17 protein-coding genes are annotated in these 17,485 nt (G+C 69.7%); 9 read left to right on the forward strand and 8 right to left on the reverse strand.

Annotation, left to right across the window (positions count from 1 at the left end; translation table 11 throughout):
- Positions 1–44: 44 nt before the first annotated feature.
- Together LZP97_RS04880 and LZP97_RS04885 are read right to left on the reverse strand one after the other, a co-directional pair.
- On the reverse strand, positions 45–1,634 hold the full coding sequence (locus LZP97_RS04880) for a glycoside hydrolase family 13 protein (RefSeq protein ID WP_017681997.1): 1,590 nt from the start codon (positions 1,632–1,634) through the stop codon (positions 45–47).
- Between the two features lie 64 nt (positions 1,635–1,698).
- The gene (locus LZP97_RS04885) at positions 1,699–2,091 is read right to left on the reverse strand and encodes a globin (RefSeq protein ID WP_010596403.1); all 393 of its coding nucleotides are present in this window, start codon (positions 2,089–2,091) and stop codon (positions 1,699–1,701) included.
- Positions 2,092–2,265: 174 nt separating this feature from the next.
- Here LZP97_RS04885 and LZP97_RS04890 point away from each other — a divergent pair, with 174 nt between their 5' ends.
- The 3 genes from LZP97_RS04890 (at position 2,266) to LZP97_RS04900 (ending at position 3,680) form a co-directional block, all read left to right on the forward strand.
- Entirely contained in the window at positions 2,266–2,889 is a 624-nt protein-coding gene (locus LZP97_RS04890) for an HNH endonuclease (protein ID WP_010596404.1), read from the forward strand.
- Between the two features lie 64 nt (positions 2,890–2,953).
- The gene (ctaJ, locus tag LZP97_RS04895; RefSeq protein WP_003937126.1) at positions 2,954–3,217 is read left to right on the forward strand and encodes an aa3-type cytochrome oxidase subunit CtaJ; all 264 of its coding nucleotides are present in this window, start codon (positions 2,954–2,956) and stop codon (positions 3,215–3,217) included.
- Positions 3,204–3,680: a DUF5130 family protein gene (locus LZP97_RS04900; protein ID WP_026138056.1), complete on the forward strand. Its 477-nt coding sequence runs from the start codon at positions 3,204–3,206 to the stop codon at positions 3,678–3,680. The genes ctaJ and LZP97_RS04900 overlap by 14 nt, the downstream gene beginning before the upstream one ends.
- 82 nt (positions 3,681–3,762) lie before the next feature.
- On the opposite strand, the gene pepN is transcribed toward LZP97_RS04900, so the two are convergent.
- Positions 3,763–6,345, reverse strand: coding sequence for an aminopeptidase N (gene pepN, locus LZP97_RS04905; RefSeq protein WP_010596406.1), 2,583 nt, complete (start codon positions 6,343–6,345; stop codon positions 3,763–3,765).
- Positions 6,346–6,407: 62 nt separating this feature from the next.
- Positions 6,408–7,652, reverse strand: coding sequence for an NAD(P)/FAD-dependent oxidoreductase (locus LZP97_RS04910; protein ID WP_017682000.1), 1,245 nt, complete (start codon positions 7,650–7,652; stop codon positions 6,408–6,410).
- Positions 7,653–7,791: 139 nt separating this feature from the next.
- Here LZP97_RS04910 and LZP97_RS04915 point away from each other — a divergent pair, with 139 nt between their 5' ends.
- The 3 genes from LZP97_RS04915 to LZP97_RS04925 all read left to right on the forward strand — a co-directional run bounded on the left by LZP97_RS04915 (position 7,792) and on the right by LZP97_RS04925 (position 9,794).
- Positions 7,792–8,412 carry a mycothiol-dependent nitroreductase Rv2466c family protein gene (locus tag LZP97_RS04915; protein ID WP_010596408.1) on the forward strand — a complete coding sequence of 207 codons (621 nt, stop codon included), beginning with the start codon at positions 7,792–7,794 and terminating at the stop codon, positions 8,410–8,412.
- A gap of 84 nt (positions 8,413–8,496) precedes the next feature.
- Positions 8,497–8,976: a ribose-5-phosphate isomerase gene (locus tag LZP97_RS04920; protein ID WP_010596409.1), complete on the forward strand. Its 480-nt coding sequence runs from the start codon at positions 8,497–8,499 to the stop codon at positions 8,974–8,976.
- Between the two features lie 20 nt (positions 8,977–8,996).
- Entirely contained in the window at positions 8,997–9,794 is a 798-nt protein-coding gene (locus LZP97_RS04925) for an Fpg/Nei family DNA glycosylase (RefSeq protein ID WP_010596410.1), read from the forward strand.
- Here the strand turns inward: LZP97_RS04925 and LZP97_RS04930 are convergent.
- The 4 genes from LZP97_RS04930 to LZP97_RS04945 form a co-directional block, all read right to left on the reverse strand.
- On the reverse strand, positions 9,791–10,582 hold the full coding sequence (locus LZP97_RS04930) for a hypothetical protein (RefSeq protein WP_010596411.1): 792 nt from the start codon (positions 10,580–10,582) through the stop codon (positions 9,791–9,793). The two genes, LZP97_RS04925 and LZP97_RS04930, sit on opposite strands and share 4 nt — an antisense overlap.
- 50 nt (positions 10,583–10,632) lie before the next feature.
- The gene (locus tag LZP97_RS04935) at positions 10,633–12,006 is read right to left on the reverse strand and encodes a wax ester/triacylglycerol synthase domain-containing protein (protein ID WP_040271695.1); all 1,374 of its coding nucleotides are present in this window, start codon (positions 12,004–12,006) and stop codon (positions 10,633–10,635) included.
- A 167-nt stretch (positions 12,007–12,173) separates the two neighbouring features.
- Positions 12,174–13,052, reverse strand: coding sequence for a sulfite exporter TauE/SafE family protein (locus LZP97_RS04940; protein WP_017682004.1), 879 nt, complete (start codon positions 13,050–13,052; stop codon positions 12,174–12,176).
- A 2-nt stretch (positions 13,053–13,054) separates the two neighbouring features.
- Entirely contained in the window at positions 13,055–13,654 is a 600-nt protein-coding gene (locus LZP97_RS04945) for a rhodanese-like domain-containing protein (RefSeq protein ID WP_010596415.1), read from the reverse strand.
- 257 nt (positions 13,655–13,911) lie between these two features.
- On the opposite strand from LZP97_RS04945, the gene LZP97_RS04950 reads away from it, so the two are divergent.
- The 3 genes from LZP97_RS04950 to LZP97_RS04960 all read left to right on the forward strand — a co-directional run bounded on the left by LZP97_RS04950 (position 13,912) and on the right by LZP97_RS04960 (position 17,460).
- On the forward strand, positions 13,912–15,291 hold the full coding sequence (locus tag LZP97_RS04950; protein ID WP_102030781.1) for an MBL fold metallo-hydrolase: 1,380 nt from the start codon (positions 13,912–13,914) through the stop codon (positions 15,289–15,291).
- 32 nt (positions 15,292–15,323) lie between these two features.
- Positions 15,324–15,698, forward strand: a complete 375-nt coding sequence (trxA, locus tag LZP97_RS04955; protein WP_010592841.1) for a thioredoxin — start codon at positions 15,324–15,326, stop codon at positions 15,696–15,698.
- Between the two features lie 370 nt (positions 15,699–16,068).
- A complete protein-coding gene (locus LZP97_RS04960) occupies positions 16,069–17,460 on the forward strand; it encodes a wax ester/triacylglycerol synthase family O-acyltransferase (RefSeq protein ID WP_234574981.1) in 1,392 nt (463 codons plus the stop codon).
- The last annotated feature ends 25 nt before the right edge of the window (positions 17,461–17,485 follow it).

The raw sequence follows: 17,485 nt of genomic DNA on the forward strand, positions 1-17,485 counted from the left end.
CGCCGGCACCAGGGTGAGTGGCCCGGTCGGCGTGCAGTGTGCCGTCAGATCAGCCACGCCGCGCAGTTGCCGCGCAGCTGTCCGTCCACGAGCGGAGCGCTGGACAGGATCACCGTGCCCGGCGGCATCTCCACCGGGTGCTCGGTGGTGTTGAGGGCGCAGATCAGCCCCCCGGGCCGGCGGAAGGCCAGGCATCCGGGTGGGCTGCCGTACCACTCCACGTCGGGGCCGTCGAACTCCGGCCGTCGCCGTCGCGCCTCGAGCGCCGCCCGGTACAGCGACAGGGTGGACGAGACATCCTCGAGTTGCGCCTCGACGGTCAGCTCGGACCACTCGTCCGGTTGCGGCAGCCACGTCTGTGCTGCGGTGGTGAAGCCGAACGGCGGCCGGGCGCCCTCCCACGGCATCGGCACCCGGCACCCGTCCCGGCCGCGGTCGGTGTGCCCCGACCGCTCCCACACCGGGTCCTGCAGCACCTCCTCGGGCAGGTCGTCGACGTTGGGCAGACCGAGTTCGGCACCGTTGTAGAGGAAGGCCGCGCCGGGCAGTGCCAGCTCGACGAGGATCATCGCCCGCGCGCGGTCGCGCCCGAGCGGCCCGCCGCCGTAGCGGGTCACCTCACGCTCGATGTCGTGATTGGACAGCGTCCACGTCGCGACCCCACCGATGGGTGCGACCGCGGCGAGCGACGTGTCGATCGCCTCCCGGATCCGCGCGGCGTCCCAGCTCGCGAGTGCCAGATGGAAGTTGAATGCCAGGTGCAGTTCGTCGGGGCGCAGGTACTCCGAGAACAGCACATGGTCGTGCACCCAGATCTCGCCGACGGCCACCGCGTCCGGGTACTCGTCGAGCACCGTGCGGATCCGGCGGTGGATGTCGTGGACCTCGGCGTTGTTGAAGCGGGGATCGTCGTCGAAGTGCCGCAGCAGCCGGTTCTGTTCCCAGTGGTCGAAGTCGGGCAGCCCGCCGGGTTTGGCCATGCCGTGCGCGACGTCGATGCGGAAGCCGTCGACGCCGCGGTCGAGCCAGAAGCGCAGGGTCTTCTCCAGGTCCTCGAACACCTCGTCGTTGCGCCAGTTCAGGTCCGGCTGCTCCGGCGCGAACAGGTGCAGGTACCACTGGCCGGGCGCGCCGTCGGGGTCGGTCACGCGGGACCATGCGGGGCCGCCGAACACACTCGGCCAGTTGTTCGGCGGCAGGTCGCCGTTCGGCCCGCGTCCGTCCCGGAAGTGGTAGCGGGCCCGCGCGGGGCTGCCGGGCGCGGCGGCCAGGGCCTCCCGGAACCAGGGATGTTCGGAGCTCGTGTGGTTGGGGACCAGGTCCATCACGACACGGATCCGGCGCGCGTGCGCGGCCTCGATCAGGGCGTCGAGGGCGGCCAGGTCGCCGAACAGGGGGTCGACGTCGCGCGGATCGGACACGTCGTAGCCGTGGTCGGCCATCGGGGAGCGCATCACCGGGTTCAGCCAGATCGCGTCGACTCCCAGCAGCTCCAGGTATCCGAGCTTGTCGCGGATCCCGTCGAGGTCGCCGACGCCGTCTCCGTCGGAGTCGGCGAACGAGCGGGGGTACACCTGGTAGAAGACGGCGTCCGCCCACCAGCGTTGTTCAGGGGTGCCGGGGGGAGTGCTCACAGCCACCCATAGTGCCAAACCGACAGGTGGGCCACGACTCGAATGTCGCCGCCCCGGCCCGTCGTCAGATCGGCGAGTTCATCATCGAGTCCGCCGCCATCTCCATGTACGCGATCAACTGGCTGCGGTGCGCGTCGTCGAGCGTCTGCGAATCGATCGAGGCGATGGCGGTGTGCATGCAGCGCAACCAGGCGTCGCGTTCGAGCGGACCGATCCGGAACGGGTGGTGGCGCATCCGCAGCCGCGGGTGCCCGCGCTCGTCCGAGTAGGTGCGCGGTCCGCCCCAGTACTGCTCGAGGAACATCCGCATGCGACGTTCCGCGGGCCCGAGGTCCTCCTCGGGGTACAGCGGGCGGACGATCTCGTCCTTGGCCACTTCCTCGTAGAACCGCGCCGTGAGCTTGTGGAAGGTCTCGGCGCCGCCGACCGCGTCGTAGAAGGTCTGCTCGTCACTCATGGGTTCTGCTCACCGTTCCTCTCGCTCGTCCATTGTGCCGGTTCGGTGGGGACGCGCCCGAGCCGCATGTCGCCGGTACCGGATGTTCACCTCCGCGACCCGGAAAGTCCGCAGAATCGGGGTGCGACGTGCGTAGATCCGTGGTCAACTTGTGAGCAGTCTTCCGGAGGTCGTATGAAGCACCGACGCAGCGCACATCGACAACTCCCGCCCGCCGACGCCCCCACCGGGGCGCCGGGGGCCAACTCCCTGTGTGTCGTACGCGACGACGCCGTCCCGGATTGGGTCAAACGCCGCGTACTTCTGCTCAATGCCACCTACGAGCCGCTCACCGCGTTGCCCGCCCGTCGTGCGGTCGTGCTCATGGCCGGCGGCAAGGCCGACACCGTGCACGACGACCCGCTCGGCCCGTTGGTGCGCTCCGCGGAGTGGGCCGTGCAGATCCCGTGGGTGATCCGCCTGCGGACCTTCGTGCACGTGCCGTACCACGCGCGGGTGCCGATGACGCGGGCCGCGCTCATGCACCGCGACCGGAATCGGTGCGCCTACTGCGGCGCCAAGGCCGAGACCATCGACCACGTGGTGCCGCGCAGCCGCGGTGGGGAACACTCGTGGGAGAACTGTGTGGCGTGCTGCGCGTCGTGCAACCACCGCAAGGCCGACAAGCTGCTCAGCGAACTCGGCTGGACGCTGCGCGCCGCGCTCGTGCCCCCCAAGGGCCGGCACTGGCGGCTGCTGGCGACGCTGCCGGAGCTGCATCCGACCTGGTTGCCGTACCTCGGCGAGGGCGCGGCCTGACCGACGTCGCCGCAAGTCGGGGCAAGCGCGCCGGGATTGGACATGCTGGGCTACCGTTTGCGGTGTGAGCATTCTCGAGACAACCCTCATATTCGTTGCCATCCCGGTGGCGATCATCGTGATATTCGGGGTCTTCTCCGTCTTCACGAAGCCGATTCCGGGCACGCGGCCCGCCGAGTACAAGCTCGGGGAGAAGTGGGACCACGAGCCGATGCTGTGGAGCGCGGTCGACGAGGTCACCACGCACGGCCATCACGGTGGGCATCATGAACTCGTCGCCGGCGCGCCGGTCGACCCGATCGGAGGTAGGGCAAGTGGCAAGTGGTGACGTGATGCACAGCCGGACGGCTGTCGCTCCCGCGGAGCTGCCGTACGGTGCGGCCCTGACGTCGAGCGGCCGTATCTCCCGGACCCGTGTCCTCGACGGCCTGTTCGAGGGCCCGCCGTTCAGCGACCGCGACATGATCGCTCTCGACGATGCGCTCACCGAGGCCACCCGGGCGACGAAGGTGCGCTTCAACGTGTACGTCGCGGACGCCGCAGATCCCGCGATCACGACCGACGCGGTGTTCCCGACCACGCCGGAATCGTCGAACTCGGTGCTCATCGCCGTGTACCCGAACCAGCGCGCCATCGAGATCCGCAGCGGACGCGGCGTCGCCGACCGCGTCGACAACCGGATCGCGCAGCTCGGCGTGACCGCGGCGATCTCGTCGTTCGGCCAGGGCGACCTGATCGACGGCATCGTCAGTGCGATCCGCGTGATGGCGAACGCGATCACCGCGCCGTAGAGCCCCTCGTTGCTGTGGCCGAATGTCACATCGGGTCGATTCCGTCGACCGGATGTGACATTCGGCCACACGCGTAGGGCGGCTAGGACGCGTCGAACGCCCGGGCCTTCAGCGACCGGACGATCCCCGCGCGACCCTCGCTGATCAGCCGGCGCAGGGCCGGCGGGTGATCACCGGCGAGGAACTCGTCGGCCGCCGCCACCGACGACTCGCTGATCGACCACGACGGGTACAGCCCCACGACGACGGTCTGCGCGACCTCGCTGGAGCGGCGCTCCCACACGCCCGGCACGTCGGCGAAGTACCGCGCGACGTACCGTTCGAGCAGCTCACCCTGTCCGGCCGGCGCGAAGCCGCCGATGATCGCGCGAGCGGTGATGTTCGGGATCGAATCGTCGCCCACCACCGTCTCCCACACCTGCTCCTTGACGGCCTCCTGCGGCCGCGCCGCCCGCGCGGTGGCGGCCTGCCGCGCGCCGGCAGCCGTCGGATCTCGCTCGGCCTCGGCATCGATGAACGGCGACTCCACCCCCTCGGCGTCGATCTCGCCGGCCGCGGCCAGCGCCTGCACGATCCGCCACCGCAGATCCGTGTCGACGACCAGTCCGGCCAGCCCGACGTTCGCCGGATCGGCACCGAGCAGCTCGCCGAGCACCTCGGTGTGCCACGGCGCGAGCCGGGCCGTGGTCAACGCGTTGACGAACGCGAGCTGATGATCCGAGCCCGGCTGCGCCTCGCGGGCCAGTTCCAGCAGCCGGTTCGCGTAGTCGTTCCAGCCCCGCTCGGTCGCCCAGCCGGGGTCGGCGTAGCTGCCGAGCGCGGTGTGCGCCTGCATCAGCAACCGCTGCACCACGCCGACCTCCGTCTCGGTCGCGATACCGCGCTGCACCAGCGCCACGAAGTCGCGGGCCTTCATCTCGGCCTGCCGGGTCATCTCCCATGCGGCGGACCATGCCAAGGTGCGTGGCAACGGCTCGGCGATGTCGCCGATCCGGTCCGTCAGCACCTCGAGCGACCGGGGATCGAGACGCACCGAGCAGTAGGTGAGGTCGTCGTCGTTGACGAGCACGAGCCGGCCGCGGTCCACGCCGACGAGTTCCGGCACCTCGGTGCGCTCGGTGGCGTCGAGATCGATCTCGACGCGGTGCGTGCGGAGCAGCTTGCCCGAGCCGTCGTCGTCGTAGACCCCGATCGCGAGCCGGTGCACCCGATGTTCCCCGGCGCCCGGATCGGCACCCTCCTGGATCACCGCGAAACGGGTGAACCGCCCGTCGTCGTCGACGTCGAAGTCGGGACGCAGGATGTTCAGGCCGGTGGTCTTGAGCCACTGCGCGCCCCATCCCGACAGGTCCCGGCCGGACGACTTCTCCAGCGCCGCGAGCAGGTCGTCGAACGTGGCATTGGCGAAGGCGTGCTCGCGGAAGTACTCCCGCAGGCCCGCCAGGAACGGTTCCTCCCCGACGTAAGCGACGAGCTGCTTGAGCACGGACGCGCCCTTGGCGTAGGTGATGCCGTCGAAGTTGACCTCCACCGCCGCGAGGTCGGGGATGTCCGCGGCGATCGGATGGGTCGAGGGCAGCTGGTCCTGGCGGTAGGCCCACGACTTCTCGACGTTCGCGAACGTGGTCCACGCGTTCGTGTACTCGGTGGCCCGCGACTGGCACAGCACCGACGCGAAGGTCGCGAACGACTCGTTGAGCCACAGGTCGTCCCACCAGCGCATGGTCACCAGGTCGCCGAACCACATGTGCGCCATCTCGTGGAGTACGGTCTCGGCGCGGCGTTCGTACGAGTAGCGGGTGACCTTGGAGCGGAAGACGTAGTCCTCGAGGAACGTCACCGCGCCGGCGTTCTCCATCGCGCCGGCATTGAACTCGGGGACGAACAGCTGGTCGTACTTGCCGAACGCGTAGGGCAGGCCGAAGTTCTCGTGGTAGAACGCGAAGCCCTGCTTGGTTTCGGTGAACAGCCGGTCGGCGTCCATGAACTCCGCCAGCGAGGCGCGGCAGTAGATGCCGAGGGGGATGGTGCCGTGTTCGTCGGTGTAGACGTCGGTCCACTGCGCGTACGGCCCGGCGATCAGCGCGACGAGGTAGGTGCTCATCCGCGGGGTGGTACGGAAGACGTGCCGGCCCGGCTCCGCGGCGACGTTGTGCACGGTCTCGGAGTTGGAGATCACCGACCAGTCCGCCGGCGCGGTCACCGCGATGTCGAACGTGGCTTTCAGGTCCGGCTGGTCGAAGCACGCGAACATCCGCTTCGCGTCGGCGGTCTCGAACTGCGAGTACAGGTAGACCGCGTCGTCGGTGGGGTCGACGAACCGGTGCAGGCCCTCGCCGGTGTTCGTGTAGAGGCAGTCCGCCTCGACGGTGAGTTCGTTGCGCGCGGCCAGTCCGCTCAGCGCGATCCCGTTCTCCTCGGTGTATCCGGAGACGTCGACGGACTTGCCGTTGAGGGTGGCCGAGTGCACGGACTGCGCGATCAGGTCGACGAAGGTCGACGCACCGTCCGTGGCGTCGAATGTGATGGTGGTGGTCGAACGGAACGTGGTCGTTCCCGCAGCGCCCGCGCCGTCGGTCAGATCCAGCTCGATGCGGTAGTTGTCGACGGTCAGGACCGCGGACCGCTCGGCCGCCTGCTCGCGGGTCAGATTCGGTGGTGCCACGGAAGACTCCTTCTCAAGACGGGATGCGACTCGGGTGCCATCCCATCATGTGAGGGACCGGTTCACCCGGCGACCTCCGCGAGGGGCACCTGCGGATCGGAGAGTCGGTGCGGGTCGACGGATTCGCCGGAGGAGATCAGCGCGCGGATGTCGTCGCCCGCGTCCCAGATGTTGACGTTCATCCCGGCGCGGACCCGGCCGGCCGCGTCGAGCCAGAACGCGAGGAACTGCCGGGAGCCGACGTCGCCGCGGGTGATCACCCGCGCCTCGGCGGGTGCGTGCCCGACGTACTCCATGCCCAGGTCGTACTGGTCGGTGAAGAAGTAGGGCAGGCGGTCGTAGGAGGCGGGCCGGCCCAGCATGGTGGCGGCCGCCACGTCGGGCTGGTTGAGCGCGTTGGCCCAGTGTTCGACCCGGATCCGGGTCCGCAGCAGCGGATGCTCGGCGGCGGCGATGTCGCCGACCGCGACGATGTCGGGATCGCTCGTCGCGAGAGACGCATCGACTGCCACGCCGTCGCTCGCCACGGTCAGTCCCGCGTCGCGGGCGAGTTCGACGTTGGGCTGCGCCCCCACGGCGACGAGGACCGCGTCGGCCCGGATCTCGGTGCCGTCGCCGAGGCGCAGGCCGGTGGCACGGCCTTCGACGGTGAGGATCTCCGACACCGTCGTCGACAGACGCAGGTCCACACCGTGGCTCCGGTGCAGGTCCGCGAACACGGCGCCCATCTGCTCGCCGAGTGCGCCGGACAGCGGCTGGGCGGCGGCTTCGACGACGGTCACGTCGGCGCCGTGTCCGCGCGCCCCGGCAGCGATCTCGAGACCGATCCAGCCGGCGCCGACGATCGCCAGGTGCGGCGCCGGACCCTCGTCGCGGCGGACGGCCGCGAGCAGCGCGTCGGACTGCTCGACGGTGCGCAGCATGTGCACGCCCGCGGCGTCGATGCCTGGCAGCAGGATCCGTCGCGGGCGCGAACCCGTCGCGAGGGCGAGCTTGTCGTAGCGCACGGTGGAACCGTCGGGCAGGGTGACGGTGTGGGCTCCCGGGTCGAGGGCGGTGACGGTGACGCCGAGTTCGACCTCGACCCGGTGGTCGCGGTACCAGTCACCGTGCTGCACGGTGAACTCCGCAAGCTGCTTCTTGCCGGCGAAGTAGTCCTTCGACAGCGGTGGTCGCTCGTAGGGGAGGTGTTCCTCCTCGCCCAGGAGGAGGATCCGGCCGGGGAAGTCGCGGGCGCGCAACTGCTCGGCCGTCTTGGCGCCGGCGAGCCCACCGCCGACGATGACGAAGAGCTTCTCGTTGGACATCGCGCATCCCCGTTCCGTGCGGCACCGGTCCTTCGACGGTACGTCGGTGGAGGCGCGGGAACCGGCGGTTCGGGAAGAATCCGACGACGACCGGCGTTGAATCGGACCGTAGTCCGAATTTCTGCAGCGAGGAGACCCCGTGAGCGACCCGATCTCGAAGGACACCGCCGACTTCTGGTTCGACCCGTTGTGCCCCTGGTGCTGGATCACCTCGCGCTGGATCCTGGAGGTGGCGCAGGTCCGCGACATCGAGGCGAAGTTCCACGTGATGAGCCTTGCCGTGCTCAACGAGGGCAACGACGACCTGCCTGAGAACTACCGGGAGCTGATGACCAGGGCATGGGGCCCGGTGCGCGTGGCGATCGCCGCGGCGCAGAAGTACGGCGACGAGGTCCTCGAACCGCTGTACACGGCGATGGGCACGCAGATCCACGACGAGGACAACAAGGACTTCCCGGCGGTGATCGCCAAGTCCCTCGCCGACCTGGGCCTGGATCCGGACCTCGCGCGAGCGGCCGAGACCGACGCCTACGACGAGGCGCTGCGCACCAGCCACGCCGCCGGCATGGACGCGGTCGGTCCGGATGTCGGCACGCCGACCATCCACGTCAACGGCGTGGCATTCTTCGGTCCGGTTCTCTCGCGGATCCCGCGCGGCGAGGAGGCAGGGCGGATGTGGGACGGGGTGGTGGCCATGGCGTCGTACCCGCACTTCTTCGAACTCAAGCGCACGCGCACCGAGGACCCGAGCTTCGAGTAGGCGCCTTCGGCGCCGGTGTGTCCTTTGGGCGGCTGTAGCCGCCCAAAGGACACACCGGCGGCGCAGCCGCCTATTCTCGACGCCATGCGCGTTTACCTGGGTGCCGACCACGCCGGCTTCGAACGTAAGAACCAGATCATCGAACACCTCACCGCCAACGGCCACGAGGCCGTCGACTGTGGCGCGTACGAGTACGACGCCCTCGACGACTACCCGGCGTTCTGCATCGAGGCCGCGCGCCGCGTCGTCGCCGACGAAGGCAGCCTCGGCATCGTTCTCGGCGGCAGCGGCAACGGCGAGCAGATCGCGGCGAACAAGGTGCCGGGTGCCCGCTGTGCCCTCGCGTGGAGCGTGGAGACCGCCAAGCTGGCCCGCGAGCACAACAACGCGCAGCTCATCGGCATCGGTGGGCGCATGCACAGCCTCGAGGACGCCTTGGCCATCGTCGACGCGTTCGTCGCCACCCCGTGGTCGGGGGAGGAACGGCACCAGCGGCGCATCGACATCCTGAGCGAGTACGAGAAGACCGGGCAGGCCCCGGAAGTTCCCGGCGCGCCGTCCTGACGAACGGAGCCTGATCGACCGTGCCGGAGGGACCATCCCTGCACCGGCTCGCCCGGTTGCACCAGCGGCGTTTCTCGGGTGCGCCCCTGCGGGTGTCGAGCCCGCAGGGGCGCTTCGCCGGCGATGCGGCGCTCGTCGACGGCCGGGTGCTGCTCCGGGCCGAGGCTCTCGGCAAGCATCTGTGGCACCACTACGACAACGGCCTGACGGTGCACGTGCACCTGGGTCTGTACGGCTCGTTCACGGAGGCGCCGGTTCCGATGCCGGACCCGGTCGGGCAGGTACGGATGCGCATGGTCGGCGCCGAGTACGGCACCGACCTGCGCGGTCCGACCGCGTGCGAGGTCCTCACCCCGGACGAGGTGGCGGCGATCGCCGCGCGGATCGGCCCCGACCCGTTGCGGAAGGACGCCGACCCCGAGCGGGCGTGGGCGCGAATCTGCAAGTCCCGCAGTGCCATCGGCTCGCTTCTCATGGACCAGTCGGTGATCTCGGGGGTGGGCAACATCTACCGGGCCGAAGTCCTGTTCCGGCACGGCATCCATCCGCAGCGCCCCGGACGTGATCTCACCCGAGCCGAGTTCGACGGCATCTGGGACGATCTCGTCGTGCTGATGCGGACGGGAGTGCGACGCGGCGCGATCCACGTCGTGCGACGCGAACACGACCGCGGGGCACCGGCCTACGCGAAGGGCCGTCCCCGGACCTACGTCTACCGGCGTGCCGGTGAGCCCTGCCGGTTGTGCACCACACCCGTCCTGCACTCGATCATGCAGGGCCGCAACCTGTTCTGGTGCCCCGCCTGCCAGACGGGCTAGAAGTCGAAACCGCCGAAGTCGCCGCCGGCCCCGAAGTCGCCGCCACCGTAGTCACCGCCGCCGTAGTCACCACCGCCGTAGTCACCACCGGCGTCGCCGTAGTCCCCGCCGTCCTGGCCGGCCTCGAGGCCCTGGTCGTATCCGGAGTCGAAGCCCTGCTCGAACGCCTGTGCGTCGTAGGGCACCCCGGCCATGCCGGAGAACATCGCCGAGAACAGCAGCATCGATCCGACGCCCCACGCCCCCGCGACGAGGGCGGGCTTCCACCAGGGCTCGGAGTACCAGCCGGCCGGTACCGGCCGGCCCGCGACGCGACCGCCCGGGAAGTAGTTCGGGGTGCGCGACGACGGGGCCGGTGAGGCCGCCACCTTGCGTCCCTCGAAATCGATCTCTCGGTTCTCGGTCACCCGGCCGGCCGTCTGCTGGCCGTCCAGCGTGGGGATCTCGGGACCGGGATCCATGCCCATCGCGAGACGAGCGGCGCGGATGTAGTACAGCCCCTCGAGAGCGGTCTGCTTGGCCAGCCGCGCCTGCACCGGCGTCCGGGCCTGCTCGATCTGTGATCCGGCGGCGGTGTAGCGCTCGGACGCATCGGCGAGCGCCTGCTTGGATGCGGCGTCCGTGCCGGAGAGGTTGTAGATCTGCCCGCCGAGCCGTTCGATGGCCTGGCGGGCATCGGCCTTCGCGTCGTCGAGTTCGTGGGCTCCGCGCCCCGACTTGTTCCGTTGCGCCGCGGACACCAGGAACACGACGGCGACGAGGACGGCGACGATCAGTAGGAGTTCCACGGCGGTCCCTTCCGGCGGACTGGACGGTCGACGTCCAGCCTACCGGCGGCTCAGGCGTCGAAGACGGCGTGGAATCCGCCGCGCATGCAGTCGTCGAACACCTCGAGGTCGGGAACCGCGCCCGTGTCGAGAGTGAATCCGACGCAGCACGTGTGCAGATACGACATCAGGGTGACGTTGAACGCCGAGCCGAGGGTGGGACCGAACGCGTAGTACCGTTCGACCTTCGCGCCGGCCATGTAGAGCGGCACCGGCGACCCCGGCACGTTCGAGGCGAGGAAGTCGACGTGCTTGAGCATCTCGCCGACGACAGCCGGGGGGAGCAGATTGAGAGGGGTGGCGAGGGCCTGCGCCATCGGCACCGCAGGCTCGTGCCGCCAGCCCTCGACGATCTTGTTCACCTCCTGCATGAGCGTGAGGGGATCGTCGGAACGCACGGGCAGCGGGAAACGCGCGAGGTTGATCCGGTTGCCGCCGAGGGTGTCCTGCTCGGTGCGGATGCTCAGCGGCATCGTGACCCGTAGCTCGTCGACGTCGGTCCCGTGGCGGCGGTGGTAGTCGGCGAGGCCGACGAGGACTGCGGTGAGGAAGGCGCTGTTGAGGGTGGCGCCGCCGCGGTGAGCGGCATCGCGCAGCCGGTCGAGCGGCACGTCGATCACGTGGAGCCGGCGGCTGAGGCTGCGTTGCGTCATGACCGGGGATTCCAGTCGCAGGATCGGGCGCAGGTAACGGGCGACGGACACCGCGACCCCCGCGGCACTACGGGCGGAACCGATCGGGTTCGTCACGACGGCCCGGGTGGTCGGCCAGATCGAGGCCAGCCCGCGTCCCGCCAGTCCGCGGAGCTGCGACCAGTCCCAGCCGATCGCCTCGGCGGCCAGGTCCAGGCTGTCCGGGGACTCCGGGGCGGGCGGTTCCGGGGCGGGTTCGCGGGGCGTGCCGTCGCGGTCGAAGTCGACCAGCCGCGCAGTGATCTGCATACCGCCGATTCCGTCGGTGAGCGCGTGGTGCACCTTGATCAGCAGCGCGGCCTGACCGCCGGCGAGTCCGTCGACCACCGTCATCTCCCACAGCGGCCGGTCCTTGTCGAACGCGGCCATGGCCGTGGTCCGAGCGAACTCCAGGACGTCGTCGAAGTTTGCCGGCCCGGGCAGCGAGACCCGGCGCATGTGCCAGGACAGGTCGAAGTTCGCATCCGCGACCCATCGTGGCGGCGCGAGCCCGAAGGGCACCTCGACCACGCGATGGCGGAAGCTGGGCACCTCGCGGGTGCCGCGGTCCATCATCTCGCACAGACGGTCCCAGTCGGGTGAGGCGTCGAGCAGGACGACGGCCACGATCGTCGAGCGCAGCGCGGGGTCGCGCTCCATGCTCCAGGTGAGGTAGTCCGTCTGCTGCATGTGACGGTCGGCTGCGTTGCTCATCTCGGTAACTTCTCACACGGGCCGCCGGGACGATCGGGTTTCGCTCCGTCCGCACCGTCGGACCGGGGACGGCACCACGGCCCGGCGCGGAATCCGGAGCGGATACTCCGAACTCTAGGCGCCGGGCCGTGGTATCGATAGTGACTTTCGTCCGGGTTGTGCGGCCGTCAGGCGGCCGAGGTGGCGGCTTCCGTCCGTCGTCCGAGTCGCTGCAGGGGGCAGTGGGTACTGCGGCTGCAGGCGAAGGTGGTGCCGGCGGCGACGAGGGTGAGTACCGCTGCGGCGATGCCGACCAGAGGATGAATCTCCTGGGCGAGGATGACCGAGGACATGATCAGGACGAACCAGCCGAAGCCCTTGCGCAGCGAGTCCGGGTCGACCATGGAGGTCAGGCGTCCGCCGATGAGGCTGCCGACGACGGCGGCGGCGGTGACCATCGCCGCCAGGCGCCAGTCGATCTGCACGGTGGACAGGTAGCCGCCGAGGCCGGCGAAGGACTTCATGGCGATCACGATCAGCGAGGTGCCGACGGCGACGGGCATGGGCAGTCCGCCGAGCAGGGCGAGGGCCGGCACGACGAGGAACCCGCCGCCGGCGCCGACGAGGCCGGTGACCAGGCCGACGACCACGCCGTCGAGGAGGATCTTGCCGACCGGCATCGAGTGGGTGCCGTCCGAAGCCGCGGTCTTGTTCTTGCGGCCGCGGAGCATCGCGATGGCGGTGGCGATCATCATCGCGGCGAAGGCGAGCAGCAGGATGCTGCCGGGAACGAAGCGCGAGAGCAGGCCGCCGGCGTAGGCGCCGACCATGCCGGCCAGGCCGAACAGGATGCCGGTGCGCCACTGGACGCGGCCTGCCCGCGCGTGGGAGATCGCGCCGACCGCGCTGGTGACGCCGACGACGAGCAGCGAGGTGGCGATGGCCTCCTTGGCGTCCATACCGGCGACGTACGCCAACAGCGGGACGGTGAGGATCGATCCACCGCCGCCGAGCAGTCCGAGGGTGACGCCGACGAGGACCGCCAGCGCAACGGTCAGCGCGATCATGATCAGTTCCTTTCGGCCGGAGCGGTCTTCGAATCGACCAGCTGGGCGACGATGGTCTGCGGATCACACGAGGCGCCGCGGTTGTAGGGCAGCTTGGAGAGCAGCATCCCCATCGCGCAGGTGTTGGACAGCGCGGCGAAGGTGAGGCCGCCGCCGACACCGGCGGCGAGCCACTTGAGCTTGGGGACCGCGATGCTGCCCAGGACGGAGGTCAGCACGAGGGAGCCGGCGACGAGGCGGACCTGCCGTTCGAGGTCCCAGCGCTCGACGCCGCGATTGACGGAGAAGCCGTTGGCTTCCCAGCCCGTCATGCCGCCCTCGAGGATGTGCACGTTGAACAGCCCGGCCGTGCGGAGGGTCTCTTCGGCCTGGGTGGCGCGCTGGCCCGACCGGCACACGAGGACGACGTTCTCGTCGAGGTGGGCGAGGAACTCGTCCCGGTGCTCGCGCAGCAGGTCCAGGGGGACGTTGTAGGCGCCGGGGATGTGCACGGACTCGAACTCGCCGGGTGTGCGGACGTCCACGACGCGGACGTTCTTGCCGGAGTCGAGGAGCTCGCGCAGGGCGGCGGGATCGAGGGTTGCGGGGCTCGGCTCGGTCATGGGGGCCTTTCGGGTCGGTGGCGCGAACGCGCGAGAGGCGATCGCCGTGGGCAATAAACCCCGGGGGGTATGTCGGCGACAATGATAAGCATACGGGAGGGGGTATATGCAAGGCGGACACAGGCCGTGGGTCGCCTTCGTGACGCACTCCACCCGCATACCCCAGGGGGTACTTGACATACCCAGGGGGGTATATGTCAGGATGGGGTCAACGCAGAACGCGACCGGTCTTCGCGGCCGAGGAGAGGTAGAACCGAATGATTCTCGAGCAGTACTACATCGAGTGCCTGTCGCACGCGTCGTACCTGATCGGTGACGAGGGCACCGGCCGGGCGATCGTGGTCGATCCGCGCCGGGACGTCACCGAGTACCTCGACGACGCGCGCAGGCACGGGCTGAGCATCGAGGGTGTGATCAACACCCATTTCCACGCCGACTTCGTCTCCGGGCACCTCGAGCTGCTCGAGGCGACCGGGGCGTGGATCGGGTTCGGCGAGGCCGCCGAGGCGGACTACCCGATCCGCCGGCTGCGCGACGGCGAGCACCTCTCGCTCGGGGAGGTGGACCTCGAGATCCTGTCCACCCCGGGGCACACCTGGGAGTCGATCTCGGTGCTGGTGCGCGAGCATCCGGGCGCGACGCCGACGGCGGTGCTGACCGGGGATTCGCTGTTCATCGGGGACGTGGGCCGGCCGGACCTGGTGAACCTGGGGGATTCGTCGACCGAGGACCTGGCCCGGGCGATGTACCACACGGTGCACGAGAAGCTGCTGACCCTGCCCGATCAGGTCACCGTGATGCCCGCGCACGGCGCCGGCTCGTCGTGCGGGAAGAACCTGTCGGCGGAGCTGACCTCGACGATCGGGGAGCAGCGGGTGAGCAACCCGTCGGTGCAGCCGATGAGCGAGGAGGCGTTCGTCGCGCTGGTCACCGAGGGCCAGCCCGCGGCGCCGTCGTACTTCTCGGTCGATGCCGGGTTGAACAAGAGCCTGCATCCGCTGCTCGATCAGGGCCGGGCCATCCCGGCGCTGGGCCCGGAGCGGGTGCGCGCGGAGCTGGCCGCCGGGACCCGGGTGCTCGATGCGCGCAGCGTGGACGAGTTCGCGGCGGGGCATCTGCGCGGGTCGGTCAACGTCGGGTTCGACGGGCGGTTCGCCGAGACCGGCGGCATGGTCGCCGAGGTGGGGGAGCCGATCGTGTTGATCACCTATCCGGGGGAGGAGCAGGACGCGGCGGTGCGGCTGGCCCGGATCGGGTCGGACAACGCGCTGGGGTACCTGACGGTCGATCACGACGGGGTGTTCCCGGCGGAGCTGGCGGAGCTGGTGCAGAGCGCGCCGCGCACCACGGTCGCCGAGCTCGACGAGATGCTCGCCGCGGAGGCGGTGGCGTTGGTCGACATCCGCAATCCGGGGGAGCGGGAGTTCGGGACGATTCCGGGGGCGGTGCCGATTCCGTTGGCGCAGCTGCGGGCGCGGCTCGAGCAGGTGCCCACCGGCAAGCCGATCGTGGTGCACTGTGCCGGCGGGTGGCGGTCGAGTGTGGCCGCGTCGCTGCTGCGGGCGCAGGGCTTCGAGAACGTGTCGGACCTGCTCGGCGGGTACAACGCCTGGGCCGAGGCCCACGTCCCCGCCTGACCGGCGCCGACGAGAACGAAAGGAACCATCCGATGGCAACGAAGAATCTCACCCTCGCGGACTTCGAGTCCACAATCCTCGGCAACGACATCGTCCTCGTCGACTTCTGGGCGTCGTGGTGCGGTCCGTGCCGCGCCTTCGCCCCGGTGTTCGAGAAGTCGTCACAGGCGCACCCGGACATCGTGCACGCCAAGGTCGACACCGAGGCCGAGCAGCAGCTCGCCGCGATGGCCGACATCCGCTCGATTCCGACGATCATGGCGTTCCGAGAGGGCGTCCTGGTCTTCTCCCAGCCCGGCGCCCTGCCCGCGGCCGCCCTCGAAGACCTCATCGGGCAGATCGAGGCGCTGGACATGACCGAGGTCCACGCCCGGATCGCCGACCAGAAGGCCGCCGCCGGCGCCTGACGCCGACCCTGTCACCCCTAGGAGGACCCCATGTGTTACCCCGTCACCTGCCCGAACTGTGGGAAGACCGGCTGGGGCGGCTGCGGCCAGCATGTCGATGCCGTCATGCGTTCCGTGCCCGCACCCGAGCGCTGCACCTGCGGCCAGGACACCACCCCCGGTGCGCAGGCACACACCCTCGGCGGACTCTTTCGCCGCTGACCGCACCTCGACGAGACTGCGCCTCCACCGCATTCTCCGCCGCGGCAACACCCCGCCCTGCGCGAGCTGGGCGGGGTGTTCGCGTCGCGGTCCGAGGGCCAATGACCCTTCCGCGGTCCGCGTGCCGGTGAAAAACTCGTAGACGCCCACTCGAGAAGGGACATCCGTGGTGAACAGAGCGATGGGGCCGGTGGACACCATCTGGCTCAACATGGACCGGCCCGAGAACCTCATGATCATCGACTCGCTGATGTTCTTCGAGGGGCCCGTGGACTGGTCGCGCGTGGTGTCCCTCGTGCAACGCCGCTTCGTCGACGCCTACCCCGCTTTCCGGCAACGCCCGGTGCAACCGCGCACCCACATCGGGTCGCCGCACTGGGAGGACGACCCGGCGTTCGATCTCGACAACCACCTGATCTGGACGACCCTGCCCCGCAGTGACGACGCGACGCTGCAGCGGTACATCGAGCAGCGGATGCCGGTGCCGTTCGATCGTCACCGCCCGCTGTGGGAGATGCACCTCGTCGACGGATACCGGCACGGAGCCGTCGTCTACACCCGGCTCCACCACTGCATCGCCGACGGCATCGCGCTCAACCAGGTGATGCTCTCGATGACCGGCGAGACTCCGGACAGTGACCTCGACGCCCCCGGGGCTACCGAGCCCGAGCACCGTGCCGGTCTCCTCGAGGGCGCGGCCAAACTGGCCGGCACCGCGATAGCGACCACCGCCGGTGCCGCGTCCGGAGTCGCCCACATGCTGTGGGACCTGCCCAAACTGCTCGACCCGCATGTCCTGGGAGACGCCTTCACCCAGGTCGAACGCACCGGCGGGATCGCGGACAAGCTCGTGCTCGGTCCCAAGCCGCACACGCCGCTCAGTGGCCGACCGGGAACGGCCAAGCGCGCGGTGTGGTGCGAGCCCTTTCCGCTCGACGACATCAAGCACATCGGTCACGAGACCGGCACCACCGTCAACGACGTGCTCATGGGAGCCGTCGCCGGCGCACTCGCGACGTACATCCGTGAGCACGGCGGCGAGCCGCAGGACGTACCCACGATGGTGCCCGTCAACGTTCGCCCCCTCGACCAGCCCCTCCCGAAGGAACTCGGGAACCAGTTCGCACTGGTGCTCTTCAAATACCCGTCGGCGCTGGCGACTCCGCTCGAACGCATCGTCGAGACCCACCGGCGCATGGAGGTCATCAAGCACTCACCGGAGGTGACCCTCACCTTCGGCCTGATCAAGGCGATCGGGCGTACCGGCCCGGAACTGGAGAGGTTCTTCGTGGACTTCTTCTCCGACAAGGCGATCGGGGTCACCACCAACGTCCCCGGCCCGACGGGCGACCGGTACCTGGGAGGAACGAAGATCCGCGGTGTGCTCGCCTGGGTGCCCGGCGCAGGCGAGCAGACCCTGGGTGTCTCGATCTTCAGCTACAGCGGCAGGGTCCGGGTCGGCTTCAAGGCGGACGCGGACCGGGTGCCCGATCCCGAGAATCTCGTCCGCGCCTTCACCGACGAGATCGACGGGCTGCTGCGGCTCTCGCACGCTGTGTGACACGCCCCGAATCCGCCGATTCGAT

It is taken from the genome of Rhodococcus sp. DMF-1, from assembly GCF_021441945.1.
In the GTDB taxonomy this organism is placed as follows: domain Bacteria; phylum Actinomycetota; class Actinomycetes; order Mycobacteriales; family Mycobacteriaceae; genus Rhodococcus; species Rhodococcus ruber.

Excerpts from the sequence above, each read along its gene's own strand:
- trxA (WP_010592841.1), top strand. The coding sequence starts at position 15,324 with ATGGCAACGAAGAATCTCACCCTCGCGGACTTCGAGTCCACAATCCTC.
- LZP97_RS04920 (WP_010596409.1), top strand. The coding sequence starts at position 8,497 with ATGCGCGTTTACCTGGGTGCCGACCACGCCGGCTTCGAACGTAAGAAC.
- LZP97_RS04885 (WP_010596403.1), bottom strand. The coding sequence starts at position 2,091 with ATGAGTGACGAGCAGACCTTCTACGACGCGGTCGGCGGCGCCGAGACC.
- LZP97_RS04940 (WP_017682004.1), bottom strand. The coding sequence starts at position 13,052 with ATGATCGCGCTGACCGTTGCGCTGGCGGTCCTCGTCGGCGTCACCCTC.
- LZP97_RS04945 (WP_010596415.1), bottom strand. The coding sequence starts at position 13,654 with ATGACCGAGCCGAGCCCCGCAACCCTCGATCCCGCCGCCCTGCGCGAG.
- LZP97_RS04935 (WP_040271695.1), bottom strand. The coding sequence starts at position 12,006 with ATGAGCAACGCAGCCGACCGTCACATGCAGCAGACGGACTACCTCACC.
- LZP97_RS04910 (WP_017682000.1), bottom strand. The coding sequence starts at position 7,652 with ATGTCCAACGAGAAGCTCTTCGTCATCGTCGGCGGTGGGCTCGCCGGC.
- LZP97_RS04950 (WP_102030781.1), top strand. The coding sequence starts at position 13,912 with ATGATTCTCGAGCAGTACTACATCGAGTGCCTGTCGCACGCGTCGTAC.
- LZP97_RS04890 (WP_010596404.1), top strand. The coding sequence starts at position 2,266 with ATGAAGCACCGACGCAGCGCACATCGACAACTCCCGCCCGCCGACGCC.